This window comes from Marinomonas phaeophyticola (genome assembly GCF_026966905.1).
In the GTDB taxonomy this organism is placed as follows: domain Bacteria; phylum Pseudomonadota; class Gammaproteobacteria; order Pseudomonadales; family Marinomonadaceae; genus Marinomonas; species Marinomonas phaeophyticola.
On record NZ_JAPUBN010000021.1, the window covers coordinates 19,377 to 39,925 of the forward strand.

General features: G+C 41.1%; 16 protein-coding genes. 11 read left to right on the top strand and 5 right to left on the bottom strand.

Translation table 11 applies throughout. The features are described 5' to 3' along the window. Positions 1-33 precede the first annotated feature (33 nt). Complete coding sequence (locus tag O1D97_RS17500; RefSeq protein ID WP_269127455.1) at positions 34-585, top strand: hypothetical protein; 552 nt, start codon at positions 34-36, stop codon at positions 583-585. 46 nt (positions 586-631) lie between these two features. On the opposite strand, the gene O1D97_RS17505 is transcribed toward O1D97_RS17500, so the two are convergent. Next, entirely contained in the window at positions 632-1,531 is a 900-nt protein-coding gene (locus O1D97_RS17505) for a LysR substrate-binding domain-containing protein (protein ID WP_269127456.1), read from the bottom strand. Positions 1,532-1,694: 163 nt separating this feature from the next. Here O1D97_RS17505 and O1D97_RS17510 point away from each other — a divergent pair, with 163 nt between their 5' ends. From O1D97_RS17510 to O1D97_RS17530, 5 genes are all read left to right on the top strand, one after another. Then, entirely contained in the window at positions 1,695-2,135 is a 441-nt protein-coding gene (locus O1D97_RS17510; protein WP_269127457.1) for a DoxX family protein, read from the top strand. 57 nt (positions 2,136-2,192) lie between these two features. Beyond that, entirely contained in the window at positions 2,193-3,146 is a 954-nt protein-coding gene (locus O1D97_RS17515; RefSeq protein WP_269127458.1) for a glutathione S-transferase family protein, read from the top strand. A 9-nt stretch (positions 3,147-3,155) separates the two neighbouring features. Next, the gene (locus O1D97_RS17520; protein ID WP_269127459.1) at positions 3,156-3,584 is read left to right on the top strand and encodes a pirin family protein; all 429 of its coding nucleotides are present in this window, start codon (positions 3,156-3,158) and stop codon (positions 3,582-3,584) included. Further along, on the top strand, positions 3,539-3,868 hold the full coding sequence (locus O1D97_RS17525; protein ID WP_269127460.1) for a pirin family protein: 330 nt from the start codon (positions 3,539-3,541) through the stop codon (positions 3,866-3,868). Before O1D97_RS17520 ends, O1D97_RS17525 begins: the two co-directional genes overlap by 46 nt. Before the next feature lie 711 nt (positions 3,869-4,579). Then, entirely contained in the window at positions 4,580-6,103 is a 1,524-nt protein-coding gene (locus tag O1D97_RS17530) for an FMN-binding glutamate synthase family protein (RefSeq protein WP_269127461.1), read from the top strand. A gap of 74 nt (positions 6,104-6,177) precedes the next feature. Here the strand turns inward: O1D97_RS17530 and O1D97_RS17535 are convergent, their stop codons facing one another. From O1D97_RS17535 to O1D97_RS17550, 4 genes are all read right to left on the bottom strand, one after another. After that, positions 6,178-9,063: an insulinase family protein gene (locus tag O1D97_RS17535; protein WP_269127462.1), complete on the bottom strand. Its 2,886-nt coding sequence runs from the start codon at positions 9,061-9,063 to the stop codon at positions 6,178-6,180. A gap of 206 nt (positions 9,064-9,269) precedes the next feature. Further along, positions 9,270-10,031, bottom strand: a complete 762-nt coding sequence (locus O1D97_RS17540; protein WP_269127463.1) for a YciK family oxidoreductase — start codon at positions 10,029-10,031, stop codon at positions 9,270-9,272. A 49-nt stretch (positions 10,032-10,080) separates the two neighbouring features. Continuing rightward, entirely contained in the window at positions 10,081-10,794 is a 714-nt protein-coding gene (ubiG, locus tag O1D97_RS17545; RefSeq protein WP_269127464.1) for a bifunctional 2-polyprenyl-6-hydroxyphenol methylase/3-demethylubiquinol 3-O-methyltransferase UbiG, read from the bottom strand. 28 nt (positions 10,795-10,822) lie between these two features. After that, a complete protein-coding gene (locus tag O1D97_RS17550; protein WP_269127466.1) occupies positions 10,823-12,178 on the bottom strand; it encodes a TRZ/ATZ family hydrolase in 1,356 nt (451 codons plus the stop codon). Positions 12,179-12,442: 264 nt separating this feature from the next. Here O1D97_RS17550 and gyrA point away from each other — a divergent pair, with 264 nt between their 5' ends. The 5 genes from gyrA to cmk all read left to right on the top strand — a co-directional run bounded on the left by gyrA (position 12,443) and on the right by cmk (position 20,432). Next, positions 12,443-15,154 (top strand): DNA gyrase subunit A, encoded by a 2,712-nt coding sequence (gene gyrA / locus O1D97_RS17555; protein WP_269127468.1) that lies wholly within the window; start codon positions 12,443-12,445, stop codon positions 15,152-15,154. A gap of 72 nt (positions 15,155-15,226) precedes the next feature. Then, positions 15,227-16,306, top strand: a complete 1,080-nt coding sequence (serC, locus tag O1D97_RS17560) for a 3-phosphoserine/phosphohydroxythreonine transaminase (protein WP_269127470.1) — start codon at positions 15,227-15,229, stop codon at positions 16,304-16,306. A gap of 6 nt (positions 16,307-16,312) precedes the next feature. Further along, positions 16,313-17,434, top strand: coding sequence for a prephenate dehydratase (gene pheA / locus O1D97_RS17565; RefSeq protein WP_269127471.1), 1,122 nt, complete (start codon positions 16,313-16,315; stop codon positions 17,432-17,434). A 63-nt stretch (positions 17,435-17,497) separates the two neighbouring features. Continuing rightward, positions 17,498-19,729 carry a prephenate dehydrogenase/arogenate dehydrogenase family protein gene (locus O1D97_RS17570; protein ID WP_269127472.1) on the top strand — a complete coding sequence of 744 codons (2,232 nt, stop codon included), beginning with the start codon at positions 17,498-17,500 and terminating at the stop codon, positions 19,727-19,729. Between the two features lie 19 nt (positions 19,730-19,748). Further along, on the top strand, positions 19,749-20,432 hold the full coding sequence (gene cmk, locus O1D97_RS17575; protein ID WP_269127473.1) for a (d)CMP kinase: 684 nt from the start codon (positions 19,749-19,751) through the stop codon (positions 20,430-20,432). The last annotated feature ends 117 nt before the right edge of the window (positions 20,433-20,549 follow it).

The following is a 20,549-nucleotide window of genomic DNA, read 5'->3' on the forward strand; positions in this document are numbered from 1 at the left end:
TCCTTGAAATTTCTAAGAAAAAAGAGCTGTGTCGTGTTGAGCCTATTGTTGGGTGCACTGTCTGTATCTCATGCTTTTTCTCAAGAAATACAAATTAGAGAGGTTGATGTTATCTACGGCAATCAAGTCATTCGAGGTAAGCATCAAATAGTGTTTTCTTCTCCGCCTGAAGTAGGTATTGTTCCAGCAGAAAAAACGCAAGTGGTAAACTTAGGACCAAATGTGATCATAGGCTCTCAAGAGGACAGTCGCTCTTATTTAGAAGTGTCAAAAATTGCTGCGCGTGAACAGGAAATTTACAATGAGGTGAATCGAAGGACGGAAGAAGCGCCTTTTACGGTATTGTTTACTGGGAATATACCTGCTGAAATACAAGCGAAGCGTTTGCAATTGATGCCAGAGGTAGGAGTCTTTGGGGACCAGCTAAATAAATTAGAAAAGGATCAAGCCGCTAGTCAAGTAACAGAAAGCCAAGACGAAGTGTATATCCCCGAGAATATTCCAGGAGTACAAGTCTTTGGTACTGATGAAGCCGCTGAAGATAAAACAGACGAAGCGTTATTAGAAAAACTGATTGGAGGTTGATTTCTAGAAAGTCGTTATTAACAGTGTTCTTCATTCCTGTTAATTATTAAGTTTCTAAATAAGCCTTTTCTAATCGAGATCTTAAATTCTGCAACCCCTTGCCATGATTAACTGTCTTCCATGCCATGAATAAATCACATTTTTTTACGGCTTCAGGGAAGTCCAAATGAATAAATAGCTGCTTATCTAGATAGGGTTGAATACGGTTTTTGGGGAGAAATCCGATGCCAATGCCTGCAAGTACCGCCTCTATTTTTTGATTAACAGAAGAAACGAAAAAGTGTTGGCTTTCTTCAATTAAATTGCTCGACCGAGGGATTTCGCCTTTTACAGAATCATGTACTACAACTGTACGAAATTGACGTAAATCGCTTTTATTGAGCGGTTGTTCGTATTGCAAAAGAGGATGGTTGGCTTTTACTACCAGTAATAGGTCAAGGGTGTCTATTTTGACGGCACGGAGTCCTTGTTGGCTAGGTATAGGCTCAGGTGCACCAATCACCAAATCGACTTCATCTTTTATGAGTGCTTCCCACGTTCCGTTCATTACTTCTTCTTTGATGTCTATCTCTATTGAGGGGTGCTCGTATAAAAAATCAGCCATAACATTAAATATTTTTTCATTATCTAAAATTGAATCAATGGCTATTCTGATTTTAGGCTCCCATCCATGAGCTATGGTTTGAGTTTGTTCGGTGATTTTACTGACAGCGGTTAAAACCTTTCTCCCTTCTTCTAATAAATGTTGACCTGCAGGTGTTAATACGGAACGCCTACCTTGTCGAACAAACAGCGTTACCCCTAATTGTTCTTCCAGTTTTTGAACGATATAAGACAGGGCGGATGGTACTTTATTTAACTGTTCCGCGGCCGCTGCGAAGCTACCTCTTCTCTCTATGGCATCTAAAACGAGTAAGGATTCAAGAGTAAGCAGAGATGTATTCATTGCTAGAACCTCAGTAAGTGATTTGCTTTAAATAAAAGTTAAAATGGAATGTTCAAAATTTTTGAATGATTCATTCTAAAAATAGAGCTTATTGAAACTTTTTACAATCACTACAATGGCCACATCTTAAATTAATTAGAACTTACGTTCTGGGAGTGACCTTATGAATGCATCAATTTTAATGAATGTTATGAAAACACAGAATACCCTTTCGTCTTTGCCTCTGCGGTTAATCGCGGGAATTATTTTTTCTGCCCATGGAGCACAGAAGTTATTTGCTTGGTTTGGTGGCTATGGTCTTGACGGTACCGGGCAATGGATGGAATCGATTGGTATTGCGCCCGGTTTCTTAATGGCTTTACTTGCAGGTAGTGCCGAATTTTTTGGGGGTATCTTGTTAATTTTAGGGCTATTTACTAGGCCTGCCGCATTTGCATTAGCTGTGACTATGCTGGTTGCGATTTTTACAGTGCATATTGGTAACGGCTTATTTATGTCAAATAACGGTTATGAATTTGGGCTCACTTTATTGGCAATGAGTGTGGCTTTAATTTTCCAAGGTGGTGGTAAATTTTCTATCGATGCGGCATTAAGTAATAAATAATAACCGTTATTGTTCTGTTGTTTGAGCGCTAAGTTTTTAACTATTGGGGAGTGTGTCATGGGATTAATTGTTGATGGTAAGTGGGTTGATCAATGGTATAGCACCAAAGACTCTAAAGGTAATTTTGAAAGGCAAGAAAGTCGTTTTCGACATGCGGTTTCTTCGGAAGAAGGTAGCTTGTATCAAGCAGAGAGTGGTCGCTACCATCTTTATGTTTCCCTTGCTTGCCCTTGGGCTCATCGTACTTTGATTTTTCGCATTCTTAAAGGGTTGGAAAAACACATCAGTGTGAGTGTGGTGAAGGCTGAAATGCTTGAAAATGGTTGGGAGTTCGGTGATCAGGGTGATCCATTATTTCATTTAGACTATGTCTATCAGCTGTATCTTCAAGCCGCTCCTGATTATGAAGGGCGCGTAACTGTGCCTATCCTTTGGGATAAGAAAACCAATACAATTGTGAACAATGAATCCAGTGACATTATTCGTATTTTAAACTCGTCTTTTAATGCGATAACAGAAAATGACGATGATTACTATCCTGTAGAGTTAAGAAGTGAAATCGATAGCGTTAATGAACGTATTTACAACACGGTGAATAATGGTGTTTATCGAGCTGGCTTTGCGACAACTCAAGAGGCTTATGATATGGCCTATCATGAATTGTTTGATAGTTTAGATTGGCTAGAAGATCGCTTATCTAAGCAACGATATTTAGTAGGAGATAGGCTGACAGAAGCAGATTGGCGTTTATTCACAACCTTAATACGTTTTGATGCGGTTTATCACGGTCATTTTAAATGCAATCGTAATAAATTATCTGAGTTTGAGAACTTGAGCAATTATCTAAGGGAGTTATTCCAGATTTCAGGAGTCGCTGCCACCGTTGATTTAGACTATTCCAAACGACATTACTACGCGAGCCACAAAACGATTAACCCAACCGGGGTTGTACCGTTAGGTCCATTGCAATCATTTGACGTACCTCATAATAGAGCCAGCTTGTTTTTATAGGAGAATAATATGATTAAGCATTTCCCCTTTCAACAATTAGGTAAAGCTGATCATGGTTGGTTGAAAGCGAATCATCATTTTAGTTTTGCTCACTACTATAATCCTAGCCGCATGGAGTTTGGTGTATTGAGAGTGATAAATGATGACTGGGTTGAGCCGGGTCAGGGCTTTCCAGCGCATCCCCATAATAATATGGAAATTATTACTTTTGTTAGAAGCGGTTCGGTGACCCATGAAGACAATAAAGGAAATAAAGGGGTGACTGAGAATGGGGAAGTGCAAGTCATGAGTGCGGGAACGGGGATTGTGCATTCTGAATATAACCTTTCTCAAGATCCGTTAACGATTTATCAGATATGGATTGAGCCAAATCAACGTAATGTTAAGCCCAGATGGGATTCAAAAAATTTCCTAATCGTAGTAAAGACGATCGTTTAAGTTTATTAGTGTCTGGTTATCCGGAGGATAAAGAAGACGCGCTTTTTATTCACCAAGATGCGCGTATTTATGGTGGGAAAGTTTCAAAGTCGGCCAAATTTGATCATCAGATTACCCATCAAATTTACGTTTTAGCATCGAGTGGTCGCTTTAATATCATTACTGATGATGCCGTTATTACCTTAAATAAAGGTGATGGTGCGGAAATAACCAAAGTAGATTCGATTCTTTTTGACGTCATTGAAGACAGTGAAATATTAGTGATTGATGCCCCACGTCGATGACTTTTACCTAATAGAGCAATAACTATCTAATAGAACAACCACTCCCTAGTAGTGAAATAATACCCCTTTGGCTTTGTATTAAAGTCAGAGGGCTTTTTACTTTTTAAAGGCGAGGGGATTACTTCGCTTCTTTTGAGAGTAAGCGTCAGTTTCGAGTTTATCAGTAGAATATTCATTTTTTTCAAATGCATTTTCATCTTCGTATTTTTCTCCTTTCGACAGCGCATTGCCTAACCTATAGCGCTTTCATTGTTATTAATCATAAGATGATAGCCTTTAAATTGTGATCACCACTGGTTTTGTTATGATCACAATGCTGGATTTTAATGACGAGTTAGACTGGCATTTTTTATAAGTGTGACAAAAAACGATAGGGTTTAAACATTGCAATAGTGATGATTACTTATCATGGATGTGCTTAGAAAGGTGAACTGAATATGCTCTTAGCTGTCAAAGTCTTTATAGGTGCTATGAGGATCTCATCGAAAATCACAATAGTGATGTAGAATACGGTTTTCTTATTTGTGCTTTAACTTGTTTCTGAGGAGGAGTTCGCTTGTTGGATAATGTAGCGGCGGCAGTAAATAGCGCTCTTGAATTAAATGGTTTAGTAGAATGATATCCCTATAAAAATAGGGGTAATTATGATGTATAAGAGCATCGTAGACGCTAGGTTCTTTGTTGTGTTTAATCTTTTATGGGAATGTTTTTATGGAAATAATAGCCGATTTTGCATACGGTTTTTTAGAGTTTTTATCTCTTGCTTTTGCGGCTGGACTCGCTGTTATTGTCGTAGCAGTGATCTATATGTATATAGTCGATGTTAATCAATCAGAGCAAACGATACGTCGAAACTACCCCGTTATTGGTCGCTTACGTTATAAATTTGAACATCTAGGTGAGTTTTTTCGCCAGTACTTTTTTGCACAAGATCGTGAAGAGTTACCTTTCAATAGAGCCCAAAGAGCTTGGGTCTACCGAGCTGCCAAAAATGTTGATTCAACAGTGGCTTTCGGTTCTACGCGACCACTAGATAAGCCGGGTGATCTGTTGTTTTTAAACTGTCCTTTTCCAACATTAGAAGAAGAAGCGGAAGAAGCGTCTTTTGTAACGATTGGGCCTTATGCAAAGCAACCCTATGTAACGAATTCCATTTATAATATTTCTGGGATGAGTTTTGGTGCATTATCAGTACCTGCTGTAAAAGCGTTATCAACAGGTGCTAAAAAAGCTGGCGTATGGATGAATACGGGTGAAGGTGGACTGTCTTCGTATCATCTACAGGGTGGGTGTGACATTGTTTTCCAGATAGGCACGGCTAAATATGGTGTGCGTGATGAGCATGGACAATTAAGTGATGAAAAACTTAAAGAGATAGCTTCTCATGAGCAAGTGAAAATGTTTGAAATCAAAATGAGTCAGGGGGCTAAGCCTGGAAAGGGCGGAATTCTTCCTGGTGAAAAGGTGACTGAGGAAATAGCGGCTATACGGGGGATTGTGGTGGGACATGACTCCATTAGTCCTAATGGTCATCCAGATATTCGTAATATTGATGATTTATTGGATATGATTCATAGGGTACGTGAAGTGACAGGTAAGCCAGTGGGGTTTAAGGCGGTAATAGGCACATCTGAATGGATTAAAGAATTATGCCTTAAAATTCATGAACGTGGTATTGAGTCGGCGCCAGACTTCATTACGATAGACAGTGCCGATGGTGGCACAGGGGCGGCACCGCAAAGTTTAATGGATTATATGGGGACACCGCTAAAGCGCAGTTTACCTAAGGTGATTGATATTCTATTACGTTATAACTTAAAAGACCGCGTGAAGGTGATTTGTTCTGGGAAAATGGTTAATCCTTCTGATGTTGCCTATGCACTTTGTATTGGTGCTGACTTCATTGTATCGGCGCGTGGTTTTATGTTTGCTCTTGGTTGTATCCAAGCGTTGCAATGTAATAAAAATACCTGCCCCACAGGCATCACAACACATGACCCTAAGTTGCAGCAGGGTTTGATTCCTGCGAATAAGGCGGAAAGGGTGGCTTATTTTGTGAAAAATATGCGCAAAGAGTTAGGGATTATTGCGCATTCATGTGGCGTAGTCGAACCGAGAAAGCTTGGGCGTAGTCATGCTGAACTCGTGAATGAATTGGGTATACCGATGCCTATGTCTGAAGTTTACCCTATGCCAGAAGTAAAAAAGGAATTCATTAATACGGAAGCGTTATAAGAGTTACCGATTTATTTGTATATCGCTATATTACTGCAAAATATCAACGTCCGTTCTACTCTGGGGAGAAGAGGTTAAATTTTTAACCACTTCCCTCCATCTATGTTATCAAGTGTTAGTGGGTGATTGTGAATGAGTAGGCGAGTCGCATTACCATTACGTATTTTATCTTGATAGAAGTGGATAAACTCTTCCATTGAAATAGCATCCAGTGTTTCAATCAGCCTTTCTTTTCTTTTAAAGTCGGGCGCTAGTTTTGCAATTTCACGCCAATCTCTTCCTGTCGTTTCTTTAAGGCTTTTCGGTTCTCTTAAAAGGCTCTGCATAATAGTGGTTTTTGCCTTGTCAAAGCGATAGCGGCTTAGCTCCTCTATTCTAGAGTGCTGATTCGTAATAAAGCGTTCAATGGCCGTCACTATCTCGGTGTTACTGCGATTAGGGGACTGTACGGTAAAAGCGAGACTAGGGATGTTTTGCATGACAAAATTATGCGTACTGACAATATAACCAAACTGTTGTCTAGTTCTTAAAGAGCTATAAAACTCGGTGGCAAACAGCTGATTCAGAATGGCAAAATACATTTTGCTTTTAAGTTCATTGTCTAGCGTTAATCCTGTTTGTTCTCTAATAACGTATAAAACTGATTGATCTTTACTATTCGCGGTAAACTCGTGAGTAAGGCGATCGGTTACGGCTAGCGTTACCGCATCATTTTCAACACCAGTTTGATTGTTCAAGTAAGGTTTGGTTGTTGATAGTAAGGTGTTCGCAAATTGTTGGCTTTGGGCGTGGGTAACATTGCCATTACTAAAGGCAACCAGATTAAATGAGTTCAACCTTGGTTTCATAAAACCAATCAGATCATCAAAAGTGAGCGAAGGTAATACTTCGATCATTTTACTATTAGGGATACTTTCTTCGGTAATTAAATCAGAAAGTTGAGAAATAGCGAGTTGATAAGGTGGTGTGTTTATTTGATTCGATAAATCTTTAAGTAGCTGTTTTTTATTTTCTTCAAAACGATCTTCTGATGGTTTAAATGTTAAAAAATCGTTTAGTAATTGCTTTAAATAATCAAACTGTTTGTCTGAGTAACCACTAGTGTTGATTGTTACGCCGTTTAAGTGAGGGTAAATACGATAACCCAGTCCAGCCACATAAGGTAAATAGGTTTGTTCACTCATGGCCTCATCAAATAGCCTGGTTAATAATCTATTCAAAAGGTAGTGTTGGGCTGTGTCTGCCGCATTAGCAAAGCGGATAGATAGAAAGTGGTTACTTGCTGGTTTATCAAAGCGATTATCGGACCTATGCCAATAAACCAGTCCAGGACGTTGGAAAATTAGCCTTGGGTGCTCATCGAATTCATTAATGGTGTCTAAGTTATCCGGTAAAAATGGATTGGCTTCTGGTAATGAGATCTGTCCGATCTCATAGGGATCTAGAAATAACTGCCGTAAGTGTTGATTTGGCGTTAAATTGGCATATTTGCTTTTATACCAAGTTTCAGTGTTCCAAGAGGTTTCTTTATCAGACCAGGAGTTTGGAAAGCCTTTCTTGCTAATTAACTGCACTAGCATATTGTCAACATTAAGATAGGGCATTAATGATTCTATGTCCTGCACCGCTGCTGTTTCGCTTATTTTAAAAGAGGAGAGAATATCCTCTGCTGGATAGCGTAATACGCGACTTGATAAAATCGACGACAACCTGATCGGATGAATATAATCGTAATATTCAAATCCTAAACGACTCAGTGTCTGGCTTTCTTCTAGATAAAGAGGCTCAATAGGTGAGTTTTTGAGCACTCTAATTGCATGAGCAACCGCTTTCACTACCTCATCTATGTGCTCTAATCCTGAGTCTGTCAAGCGGATGCTCAAGCTAAATAGTTGTTCTTTTCCAAATGGTGTACCTGTGCTTGCACCTAAGGCATTGGCCCAATCCTGTTGCTTTAGATAGGAGAGTAAAGAGCCTGCTCCTTCATGGCCTAGGATATAGGTTAGATACTGAGCTGGTTTACTTTTGTATTTTTCCTGTTGTGTGGGAATTGGGAAATAAAACTGTATTTTCTGAATATCAGCAATCGGTTCAATAAACTGTACACTAGGTGTGTTGTTTAATGTCAGAGGTTGCTGTGGAGTGGTATCAATTATCTTTGTCGGCTGACCTTTAATGTTCTGAAAGTAGGTATTGGTCAGGGCTTCTAAGCGTTCAATAGGCAGTTTGGATATGAGTGTGAGCGCCATATTATTGGCTTTATAGTAGGTATCAAAAAGCAAGCGTAATTGTGCTTGTAAATCTAAGTTGGGCCTGTCTTTTAGGGTCTCTAAGTTGCCGACACTAAATCGACTTTGAGGGTGTTCTGGGTTTAATAGTGTTTTGAAGGCTTGGTTGGCACGCCTTGAATCATCGTTGATTTTAGACAGGTATTCCGAATGGACGGCATTCTTTTCTCTATCGGTAAATTCTTTGCTAAATAATGGGCTAATAAAAAACTGAGAAAACCTATCGAGTGCTTCTGGGTACGATTCTTCTCTAATATCAAAGTAATAATTGGTTGTGTTACTACTGGTATATGCATTGTTTGCGCCACCATTTTCAGTAATAAAAGCCTGGTAGGCGGATGCGTCAGGGTACTTTTCTGTTCCAAGAAATAGCATGTGTTCTAGGAAGTGTGCCAAGCCTTCCTGCTGTTTGGGGTCTTGATAAGAGCCAACATTAACAGAAAGAGATGCTGATGATTTCTCAGCGATAGGATCGGACACTAATAAAACGCGTAATCCATTTTCGAGCTGCAGGCTTTTGTATGTATTTTGATCATTGTTGCTTTTGTTTATCGTGGTCATTTGATTTAGGGTTTCAGATGAAGTGCTGTTTGCGGTTGCTGAGTTTGGATGTATAAAAACAAAGGCAAGCAAGGCTAGGATAATGGGTGTATCTAGATAAGGAATTTTCATTTTTTCAGAGTACAGCAATGATAATAAGCTGTGTAGATGTAACAGAGTTTTTTTGTGAAAAAAGTGAGTTTTTTCTGATTTATGCATTTAAAAGTATCTAAGTTGTATGGTTCTAACGCTTTTAAGGATTGTGTCTTGTAATGTGTTGAAGTTTACCTAGCATTATTGTTTAACACATGATGCTAGGTAAAGTGAATAATCATGGGTTATTTGGAGGCTTGACGTTTGGGCTGTGCGTCAATAGATTGGCCGTTCACTTCTGTGCTATCATTTCCCATCAAGTATAAATAGAGAGGCATTAGGTCATCGGGAGCGGCAACAGAAGCTGGATTTTCAGCCGGGTAGGCTCTGGCTCTCATATTGGTGCGTGTTGCGCCTGGGTTAATGGCATTAACGCGAATATTAGATGTGTTTTCTAGCTCGTCGGCGAGCAGTTGCATCATGGCTTCGGTTGCAAATTTAGAGATCGCATACGCCCCCCAGTAAGCTCTGGCTTTACGGCCTACGCTGGATGTTGTGAATACAATAGAGCCTTCAGGTGCTTCCAGTAAAAGAGGCATTAAGGATTGGGTGAGTAAAAACTGACTGGAGACATTGACCCGCATAACTTGTTCGAATGTGCTAGGTTCATAATTCGCTAGGCCTGTCCTGTCGCCTAATATACTCGCATTGTGCAGAATGCCATCAATACGGCCAAATTCGGACTCTATAGTATTGGCAATTTCAATGTAATCGTGTTCGGCCGCTGAGTCTAGGTTCAAAGGTACTATGGCCGCTTGAGGGTAGCCCCTTTCTTCTATTTCATCGTATACATGTTCAAGTTTTTTTGTGGTGCGTCCTAATAGAATGACCGTTGCGCCATGAGCGGCATAGCTTAATGCCGCTGAGCGTCCTATGCCATCTCCCGCACCAGTAACGAGAATGACTTTGTCTTTTAAGAGGTCATTGGGAGCTTGGTAGTCGAGCATAAATAATCCTTACTCTCATTTTTGAGAGTTAATAGAGATGTTGCTTATCTTAAGCTGGCTTGTGCGTATTCATAAGATAGTTTACGGATACATCTTTTTCATTAAGTTTATAGATTTTAGAAAGAGGGTTGTAAGTCATCCCCATAAGGTTCTCTACTTCTAACCCTGCTCTTCTTGCGTAGTTATTGAGCTCTGATGGCTGGATGAATTTAGCGTAGTCGTGTGTACCTTTTGGGAGCATGTTTAGCACATACTCGGCGCCAATTACGGCAAATAAGTAAGCTTTTGGGTTACGATTAATCGTGGAAAAAAATACGTGCCCACCTGGTTTAACTAGTTTTGCGCAAGCGGTGATAACAGACGCGGGATCTGGAACATGCTCAAGCATTTCTAGGCAGGTAACCACATCATATTGCCCTGCTTCTCTTGCTGCGATTTCTTCTGCAGTAATGCGTTCGTAGTCGACTTCTAAGTTACTTTCCAATAGGTGTAAGCGAGCTACACCTAGAGGCGCCTCACCCATGTCGATACCTTTGACTTTTGCTCCTAGTGCGGCCATCGCTTCTGATAAAATGCCGCCGCCACAACCGATATCGATTACTTTTTTATCTTGCAGTGAAACGGCATCATTAATGTAGTTAATGCGTAATGGGTTAATTTCGTGTAATGGTTTAAATTCACTCTCTTGGTCCCACCAGCGGCTGGCAAGAGCTTCAAATTTGGCAATTTCGTGAGTGTCTACATTTTGCGATTCAGTTGTCATTTTAAATACCCGTGTATAACTAAAAAGGTTAATTCTGCTGTACGAATGTCTGGTTTGAACGGTTTATTTTTTGATGCCATCTGTTTACGTTAAATCGTAATTCATTGGTATCAATCGTCGTTAGTTTATGGTTCTTAAGGAGTACGTTTCCGGCGACCCAGACATGGCTTATTTGGTTTCTGGTGGCGGTGTATATTAATTGAGAAATAGGATTGTAAATAGGCATGTTTGATAGGTCGTCTAAGGAAGTGGCGCATAAATCCGCCGATTTTCCTATTTCAATCGAGCCGGTAATATGATCTATATTGAGCGCCTTAGCACCTTCAATTGTAGCCATTTTTAATGTGGCTTCCGCATCAAGTGCAGTGGCATCATTGCCGACCGCTTTGGCTAGTAAAGAGGCTGTACGCATTTCTCCAAGCATGTCTAAGTCGTTATTGCTGGCGGCGCCATCTGTGCCTAGGGCAACCGTCACGCCCGCCTGTTTTAATGCGTTTACAGGGCAAAAACCACTGGCGAGTTTTAGGTTGGATTCTGGGCAATGAAGTACTTTAACTTGGTGTTCTGCTATTAGCTCAATTTCATGTTCTGTTAGTTGGGTCATATGCACCGCTTGAAGCTTATTGTTAAGCATGCCAACACGTTTCAGCCTAGCTAAAGGACGGCAAAAAAATTGTGCTAAAGAGTCTGTGATTTCAGCTTGTGTCTCGTGAACATGCATTTGAATCATGCAACCCAGATCTTGAGCGGTGTGTACTACTTTAGTTAACTCTTCGTCTGACAGTATATAAGGGGAGTGGGGGCCAAGCACGCCATTGATTAAAGTGGATTCTTTAAATTGTAAGTGTGTATCGATGGCGCGACTAAGGTATTCATCTGTTGAATTAGCCCATGCGGTCGGCATCGTTAAAATGGTGGGGCATAATTGCGCTCGAATCCCTACTTTTTCTGCTGTCATACCGACATTATTAGAGAAGAAATAGTTATCACTAAATGTTGTGGTGCCGCTTTTAATCATTTCGGCAATGGCGAGCTCTGTGCCTGTATTAACGAAATCGTCTGAAAGCCATTTTGCTTCGTTTGGCCAAATGTGTTCTTTCAGCCAAGTCATTAATGGTAGGTCGTCAGCGTACCCTCTGAAAAGGGTCATAGCAGCATGTCCGTGGGTGTTAATAAAACCAGGAGTTAGTATTTGATTTTCTAGGGCGAAATGATGGTTGGTTTGATAATGATTAGGCCATTCATTAGTCGGTAAAATAGCTAAGATAGTGCCATTTTGTATAACCACGCTGTGATCACTCAAAAGGCCTTGGGAGGAGGATGTTGCAATCCATTTGGGGGATACAATGGTATCAACCCATAGCGTATTTAATTGATTGCTCATAATGCGTCCTTAAGAAAGATAATTTGATTATAGCGTTACAAGTATAATCTACCAAGTTGTAGGTCATTTTCTTGATACTAAATCACTGAAAAATAGAGGGTATTGTATAAAAAATGCGCTTAGAGTGGTCTGTGCTTTATTTTAGCGTAAAACATAGGGGGATATATGGGAGTTCTGTAAAGGCTTGTGATACAATACCGCGCTTATAAAAAAAGATATTCATGGAGTATATTGAACTCCACGTCATAAGGATCGGTTGTACCTATGGGTGAATTAGCCAAAGAAATCATTCCCGTCAGTATCGAAAATGAATTAAAAAGTTCGTATCTCGATTATGCTATGAGCGTTATCGTTGGACGTGCATTACCAGATGCAAGAGATGGTTTGAAGCCAGTGCATCGCCGAGTTCTTTTTGCAATGAACGAACTCAAAAACGACTGGAATAAACCGTATAAAAAATCGGCTCGTATTGTCGGTGATGTTATTGGTAAGTACCACCCTCATGGTGATACTGCAGTTTACGATACTATCGTTCGTATGGCGCAACCTTTTTCAATGCGTTATACCTTAATCGATGGGCAAGGTAACTTTGGTTCTGTTGATGGTGATAACGCGGCGGCGATGCGTTATACCGAAATTCGAATGGAAAAAATCTCCCATCACCTATTGATGGACCTTGAGAAAGAGACGGTTAATTTTGTACCCAATTATGATGGTACAGAATTTATGCCGGAAGTCTTGCCAGCTCGTGTTCCGGGGTTGTTGGTTAATGGGTCTGCAGGTATTGCGGTAGGCATGGCGACTAACATTCCTCCGCATAACCTTAATGAAGTGATTGATGGTTGTCTTGCTGTTGTAGATAATCCAGAAATATCTATAGATGAGTTGATGGATTTTGTTCCTGGTCCTGATTTTCCAACGTCGGCGTTTATAAATGGTCGAGCGGGTATTGTCGAGGCTTATAAAACGGGGCGAGGACGCATCTACATGCGTGCTCGACATCATATTGAAGAAATGGACAAGGCTAATCGACAAGCCATCGTTTTTACGGAAATACCTTATCAGCTAAATAAAGCCAAAGTCATTGAAAAAATTGCTGAGCTAGTAAAAGAGAAAAAATTAGAAGGCATTAGTGAGTTACGCGACGAATCTGATAAAGATGGTATGCGTATCGTGATCGAATTGCGTCGTGGTGAAAATGCGGACGTTGTCGTCAATAACTTGTTTACTCAAACTCAGTTGCAATCTGTTTTTGGGATCAATATGGTCGCTTTGGTAGAGGGTCGTCCTCAGCTATTGAATTTAAAGCAAATTTTAGAATGCTTTGTTAAGCACCGCCGAGAAGTGGTGACACGTCGTACTATATTTGAATTGCGTAAAGCGCGTGAACGCGGGCATATCTTAGAAGGTTTAGCGGTTTCTTTGGTTAATATTGATCGCGTGATCGAGTTGATTAGAATGTCCCCAACATCGGCAGAAGCCAAAGAAAAATTAATTTCTGAAGGTTGGCAGCCTGGTGATGTTATGGCCATGCTTGAAAGAGCGGGAGCGGATGCTTGCCGTCCGGATAACTTAGATGCTCAGTATGGCTTTAATAACGGAACGTATCATTTATCTCCTGACCAGGCTCAAGCAATTCTTGATTTGCGCTTGCATCGCTTAACCGGTTTGGAGCATGACAAACTGTTAAACGAATATAAGGCCTTAATTGATTTAATCGGTGAGCTACTGAATATTTTGTCCAATCCAACTCGCTTGATGGAAGTGATCCGAGAAGAGTTAGTGGCCGTTAAAGAAGAGTTTGGTGATGAGCGTCGTACTGAAATCTTGACTTCTAGACAAGATCTAACCATTGCAGACTTGATTGAAGAAGCGCCAATGGTTGTGACTATATCTGATACGGGCTATGCAAAATCGCAACCCCTTGAAGAGTATCAAGCACAGCGCCGAGGCGGACGAGGCAAGTCATCTGCCAGTATGAAAGATGAAGATTATATTAATCATCTTTTGGTTACGAGTAGTCATGACACTATTATGCTATTCAGTAATTTCGGTAAAGTGTATTGGTTAAAAGTGTTTGAAATTCCTGTTGCTAGCCGCAATGCAAAAGGTCGTCCGATTGTTAACTTGCTGCCTTTAAGTGAAGGTGAATCTATTTCCGCATTGCTGCCTTTGGTGGTTCCTTCTAAGGAGGAGTCTGATGATAGTGCGGAAACAGAAGTAGATGCTCAAGAAACGGATGATGCTTCTAGCCATTATATATTTATGGCTACCGCTAACGGTACTGTGAAGAAAACAGCGCTTAAGCATTTCGCACGACCTAGGTCTACTGGTTTGATTGCTCTTGGGCTGGATGAAACAGATGCTTTAGTAGGGGTTTCCATTACTAATGGCGAAAACGATATTATGTTGGTTTCCTCTGCTGGCAAAACAATTCGTTTTAAAGAAACCGATGTGCGAGCAATGGGGCGTACGGCTTCAGGTGTTCGAGGTATTAAGCTTGCAAACGACGCCAAAGTGGTTTCACTGATCGTTCCTGAAGAGGGTATGAGTGTCTTAACAGCTTGTGAAAATGGTTTTGGTAAGCGTACGGCGATCGGGGATTTCCCTATTTATGGTCGTGGCGGTCAAGGTGTTATAGGTATTCAGGTATCCGAGCGTAATGGTCCGGTTATTGGTGCTAAACAGGTTGATGAGAGTGATGAAATTATTTTGATTACTGATCAGGGTACGTTGGTGAGAACGCGTGTTTCTGAGGTTTCATGTCAAGGGCGAAATACTCAGGGCGTCACCTTGATTCGTTTAACCAAAGGTGAGCATCTTGTTGGCCTAGAAAGGGTTGTCGAAGGTGAAGATCTGGATGAGTTGGAAGAGGGTGTCGTTGCTGTAGGGGAAAATGCAGTTACTACGACGGGCGATGAACCTATTCTTCCTGAAGATACCGACGCTGAAAGTGATCAAACTGACAGCGAATAAAGTTTAAAATGCGGCTGTGGGGCCGCATTTTTGTTGGTTTAAGGTGTGTCCTTTTTAGAGGTGTTTGTTGTAATGAGTCGAGTGTATAATTTTTGTTCTGGTCCTGCTGCGCTTCCTGAAGAAGTTCTGCTTAAGGCGCAAAAAGAAATGTTGGACTGGCATGGTGTGGGTATGTCGGTAATGGAAATGAGTCATCGCAGTGATGAGTTTGTTTCGGTTCTTCATTCGGCAAAAGCACGCTTGGCTAGGCTTTTAAATATAAATGACGATTATGAGATCTTATTTGTTCAAGGTGGCGCTTCCTCGTTATTTGCTCAAATTCCTGCGAACTTGATGGCTGGGTATCGTTCGTCAAGCTATTTAGATACGGGTGCCTGGTCTGTTAAGGCGATTAAAGAGGCTACAAAATATGGTGAGGTTCAGGTTGTTGCTTCGTCAAAAAGTGATAACTATACTCATGTTCCAAGCTTTTCTGATTGGAATATAGATGAGTCATCCGCTTATTTGCACATTACTCCTAATGAAACGATTGGTGGTGTTGAGTTTGCGGATTTGCCTGAAACCAATTTACCTATTGTAGCGGATTTATCTTCCACTATTCTGTCTCGTGAGATAGATGTTAGTCGCTATGGCATGATTTACGCGGGTGCACAGAAGAATGTGGGTCCGGCTGGTGTGGTTATTTGCATTGTGCGTAAAGATTTATTGGCGCGTAGCCAAGAATCATTACCAACAACGTGGAATTTTGCTAACTTAGCGGCCAATGATTCCATGATTAATACCCCGCCAACCTTTGCTATTTATCTTGCTGACTTAGTTTTTGAATGGTTGGAGCAGCGTGGTGGCGTTGCTGCGATGGAAACGGTCAATATTGAAAAATCCAAATTATTGTATCAGGCAATTGATAATAGTCAGTTTTACTCGAACCCTATTCATATCAATTCCCGCTCAAGAATGAATGTTCCGTTTGTATTGGCTGATGCGTCGCTTGAAAAGACGTTTCTTGCTGAGTCTGAGGTGGCAGGTTTAAAAACCTTAGCAGGTCATCGTTCTGTTGGTGGTATGAGAGCGAGTATTTATAATGCTATGCCGCTGGAAGGCGTTCAAGCATTGGTTGATTTTATGTTGTCGTTTGAAAAGCGCTACGGGTAATAAAATATGACTAATAAAAAAATGGATGTGCCTGAGACCTTACCATTATTGCGCGATCGTATTGATGCGATTGACAACGAAATTCAGCAATTAATCAATGAGCGTGCACGTTGTGCTCAGAAAGTGGCAGAGGTGAAGTTGGCCGATCAGGGGGATGAGGAAGTTGTTTTCTATCGCCCAGAAAGAGAGGCGCAAGTATTAAGACGAGTAATGGAAAGGAATTTAGGTCCTTTAGGTAATGAGGAGATGGCACGAATTTTTCGCCAGGTTATGTCCTCTTGTCTTGCGTTAGAGAAGCCAATGCGAATTGCTTTTTTAGGTCCTGAAGGTACTTATACTCAGCAGGCGGCGATTAAGCATTTTGGTAAGTCGATAGTGAGTGCGCCTATGGCAGCAATCGATGAGGTGTTTCGTGAAGTTGAATCTGGTTCGGCAAATTATGGAGTTGTACCCGTTGAAAACTCTACCGAAGGTGTGGTGAATCACACGTTGGATAGTTTTAGAGATTCTAAGCTGAAAATTTGTGGTGAAGTGGAGGAGCGAATCCATCATCATTTGTTGGTAGCACCTTCTATTAACCCTGATGAAGTTACTCATATTTATTCTCATCAGCAATCATTGGCTCAATGTCGAGCTTGGTTGGATCGCTACTGGCCTCATGCTGAGCGTGTCGCCGTTAACTCGAATGCGGAGGCGGCGAAAATGGTCTCTGAATCGGCTAGAAATGGTCGCTCAGTAGCGGCTATTGCTGGTGAGATTGCCTGTGAGCTATATGGTTTAACGAAGGTGTCTTCGAATATTGAAGATAGGCCTGATAATACGACGCGCTTTTTAATTATCGGTCATCAAGATGTGCCTGAGAGTGGGCAAGATAAAACGTCATTATTGATTAGTGCAAAAAATGAAGCGGGTGCTTTGTATAGCTTGCTTGAACCTTTTAAAAGATTGGGGGTTAGTATGACCCGATTAGAGACGCGTCCGTCGCTTATGAGCAAGTGGGGGTACATTTTCTACATTGACTTTGAAGGGCATTATCAATCTGAAATATCTCAGGTTCTGATTAAAGAATTGCAGGCCTGTGCTTCCGAAGTAAAAGTGTTGGGTTCCTATCCAATAGCTGTCTTGTAAATTAGCTGTTTTTATTTTTGCTTATGTTGATCGTTGATCAGTAGTAGTTTGGTGGAGGTTTAATTGTCATTGCCACAAGCGTCTCAAGGGTTTGGAAATGTACTGATCATCGGTCTTGGTATGATCGGCGGGTCTGTCGCTAAAGCATTAAAAGACAGAGGTCTAGCAACTTTATATGGTTATGACCGTCGAGAAACGGAGCTCTCATTAGGAATTTCAACCGGTGTTATTGATTATTCAATCGAGTTGACTCCTGATGCTATTGCCAAGATGGATATAATTTTATTGGCTACACCGGTTCGTGCAATGGAGCATGTACTGGCTACTATAGCGCCAATGTTAAGAGAGACTACGTTAGTGACGGATGTGGGCTCGACAAAGTCCAGTGTTATTGAATCGGCAAAGCGTGTTTTCGGTTGTGTTCCTGCTAACTTTATTCCTGGCCACCCTATAGCAGGTGCTGAAAAAAGCGGTGTGTTGGCGGCTAATCCGAATTTATTTGAAAACCATAAGGTTATTGTTACCCCTCTTGTGACAAGTGATCTCTCTCTGTTGGATCGGTTGCACTCATTTTGGGCTTCTATTGGTGGTGAGGTGGTTAGCATGGATGTGGATCATCATGATCTTGTCTTGGCTGGGTCCAGCCATTTACCTCATTTGTTGGCTTATACTCTGGTTGACTCTTTGGCAAATAGTGAGTTAAGGCAGGATGTGTTTCGGTTTGCTGCTGGCGGATTTAGAGACTTCACTCGGATTGCTTCAAGTGATCCTGTTATGTGGCGAGACGTTTTCTTGGCCAACAAAGACGCCACTTTAGTTGTTCTGAATGAGTTTATGGAGAAACTTGATCAGATGAAGGTGGCGATTGAGACATCAGATAGTGCTTCTATGTTTGGTGTGTTTACTAGAGCGAAGTCAGCCAGGGATCATTTTTTAAGGTTGCTTGAGGAAAAGGCGGCGGGTAATGAAAAGATTCAATCGCTTTCAGTTACATTCCCGTTAATGAGTTCTATTAAAGGTAGTGTTTCTCTTCCAGGTGATCAGTCTTTATCTCATCGAGCGATTGCAATGGCCTCTCTTGCGGAAGGTATTAGTTTGTTAAGTAATTTAGATATTGGTTCTAATGCAAGACTTACTGTGCAGGCGTTTAGAGATATGGGGGTTGTAATAGAGGAATTAGGCGAAGGTCAATTACGAATACACGGTGTTGGTTTGAGGGGATTGAAAGCGCCAATCGCACCCATAAATGTAGGTAACTCTTCAACAACCTTGTATGTCTTATTGCCAATATTGGCTGGGCAAAATTTTTCAGTGTCTTTAGTTGGAGAAGGTGATTTACTGGATTTGCCGCTAAATGATGTGTTGCCTGTGGTTGAGTCAATGGGAGCAGAGGTTGCATCTTCTTCGACGTCAGGCTTGCCGGTTCATATCAAGCCAAATAAACGTGAAAAATTAAACGTTGTTGTTCATGGTTCTTATGCGCAAGCAAAAATGTCGGCTCTTTTTGCGGCTTGTTATTTGGCTAATGAGTCGGGTTCATGTTCGGTTGATTTAGGTAAGGCTTCCTCGAAACGAAACCATACTGAAAATCTTTTGCTTGCGTTTGGTTGTTCTGTACAAGAAAGTGCAAATATGTTGACTTTTCCTGATTCGGTAAACCTTCAGTCTGTTGATATTGCCTTACCTGCGGATGTAACAAAAACAGCTTGGTTGATTTTGTTGGCAAGTATTTTGCCTGGTTCTAGGTTGGAGGTTGATAATGTGCTTGTTAACGATACTAGAACAGGCTATTTGTCCGTTTTGAGGCGGGCAGGGGCGAGTATAGAGACCTTGTCTTTGATGGCTATTGTGCCTGAAAACTCAGAAAAAATTGTGGTCCAATTTTCGACACTTTCTGCGTTCTATATTGATGCGGATGAGGCCCTTCTAGTGCGTGAGGAATTGGTGTTTCTTTGTGTCGCTGCTGTTTTTGCCAAAGGAAAGAGCAGAGTGAATGGCATTAATAAGTTGCCTTTTGAATGTGAAGAGCGGTTAAGAAGCTTAATTGATTCCCTAATTAAAGTAGGAGTTACCTGTGTTATAGGTAATGACTATGTGGAAATTGAGGGGGGTGTACCCAATGGTGGTGATTTAGATAGTGCAGGTGATTACTTGTTGGCGATGGCGCAAATTGCGTTAGGGGCAAGAAGTTCTGCTGCTATTAAGGTTCATGACTGCTTTGGGCTGTTTAAAGAATTTCATGAGTTTGAGCGTGTTACTGAATCATTGGGTGTCCAGTGTTCTTTAATGCAGTAGTTTTGAAAGAGGAAGTAATATGATAAATCAGTCTCCTGTTATCACGATTGATGGACCGAGTGGTGCAGGTAAAGGTACTGTCAGTCAGATATTGGCGGATAAACTAGGGTGGCACCTATTAGATAGTGGGGCTCTTTATCGGCTTCTGGCACTTGCGGTATCTCATCATGATATGTCAACGGACGATCATGATACGCTTAAAATATTAGCTGAGCACTTGGATATTCAATTTCTACAAGGCGATGATGGGAAATTAGATATTATTTTAGAAGGTGAAATTGTTACTCAGGCTATCCGTACCGAGGCGGTGGGAAATCAAGCGTCTATATTGGCCGCGTTACCAGCAGTTAGAGAGGGGTTGCTGTTGCGCCAGAGAGCGTTTGCACAGGATCCTGGTTTGATTGCAGATGGTCGAGATATGGGGACAGTGGTTTTTCCTGATGCCACGATTAAAATATTCTTGACGGCCTCTGCAGAAGAAAGAGGGCGTAGACGTTATTTGCAATTGCAAGCGAAAGGTGAAGATGTTAACCTTCAAGATTTAGTGGCTTCTATAAAAGAGAGGGATGAGCGTGATGCTAATAGGGCAATTGCGCCTCTTGTTCCTGCTATTGAAGCTATAGTGATAGACAGTACGTCAACCACAGTTGAGCAAGTGGTAGAAATTATTCTTGCTGAAGTGGTAAAAAAAGGTATGGCGTAAAGCATTTTCGTTTATCTAAACGTTTTTTTAGTCGAGAAAGAACCAGCCGAATCTTTCTTGCATCATCATAAAATTACCCCGTACAGGCTGGTTGTATGGTTAAAGTACGCTAGCGTA

Coding starts and splice junctions, on each gene's coding strand:
- O1D97_RS17535 (WP_269127462.1), bottom strand. CDS start 9,063: ATGAAAATTCCTTATCTAGATACACCCATTATCCTAGCCTTGCTTGCC.
- O1D97_RS17520 (WP_269127459.1), top strand. CDS start 3,156: ATGATTAAGCATTTCCCCTTTCAACAATTAGGTAAAGCTGATCATGGT.
- O1D97_RS17510 (WP_269127457.1), top strand. CDS start 1,695: ATGAATGCATCAATTTTAATGAATGTTATGAAAACACAGAATACCCTT.
- ubiG (WP_269127464.1), bottom strand. CDS start 10,794: ATGACAACTGAATCGCAAAATGTAGACACTCACGAAATTGCCAAATTT.
- O1D97_RS17505 (WP_269127456.1), bottom strand. CDS start 1,531: ATGAATACATCTCTGCTTACTCTTGAATCCTTACTCGTTTTAGATGCC.
- O1D97_RS17525 (WP_269127460.1), top strand. CDS start 3,539: ATGGGATTCAAAAAATTTCCTAATCGTAGTAAAGACGATCGTTTAAGT.
- pheA (WP_269127471.1), top strand. CDS start 16,313: ATGACTAATAAAAAAATGGATGTGCCTGAGACCTTACCATTATTGCGC.
- cmk (WP_269127473.1), top strand. CDS start 19,749: ATGATAAATCAGTCTCCTGTTATCACGATTGATGGACCGAGTGGTGCA.
- gyrA (WP_269127468.1), top strand. CDS start 12,443: ATGGGTGAATTAGCCAAAGAAATCATTCCCGTCAGTATCGAAAATGAA.
- O1D97_RS17515 (WP_269127458.1), top strand. CDS start 2,193: ATGGGATTAATTGTTGATGGTAAGTGGGTTGATCAATGGTATAGCACC.
- O1D97_RS17550 (WP_269127466.1), bottom strand. CDS start 12,178: ATGAGCAATCAATTAAATACGCTATGGGTTGATACCATTGTATCCCCC.
- serC (WP_269127470.1), top strand. CDS start 15,227: ATGAGTCGAGTGTATAATTTTTGTTCTGGTCCTGCTGCGCTTCCTGAA.
- O1D97_RS17530 (WP_269127461.1), top strand. CDS start 4,580: ATGGAAATAATAGCCGATTTTGCATACGGTTTTTTAGAGTTTTTATCT.
- O1D97_RS17540 (WP_269127463.1), bottom strand. CDS start 10,031: ATGCTCGACTACCAAGCTCCCAATGACCTCTTAAAAGACAAAGTCATT.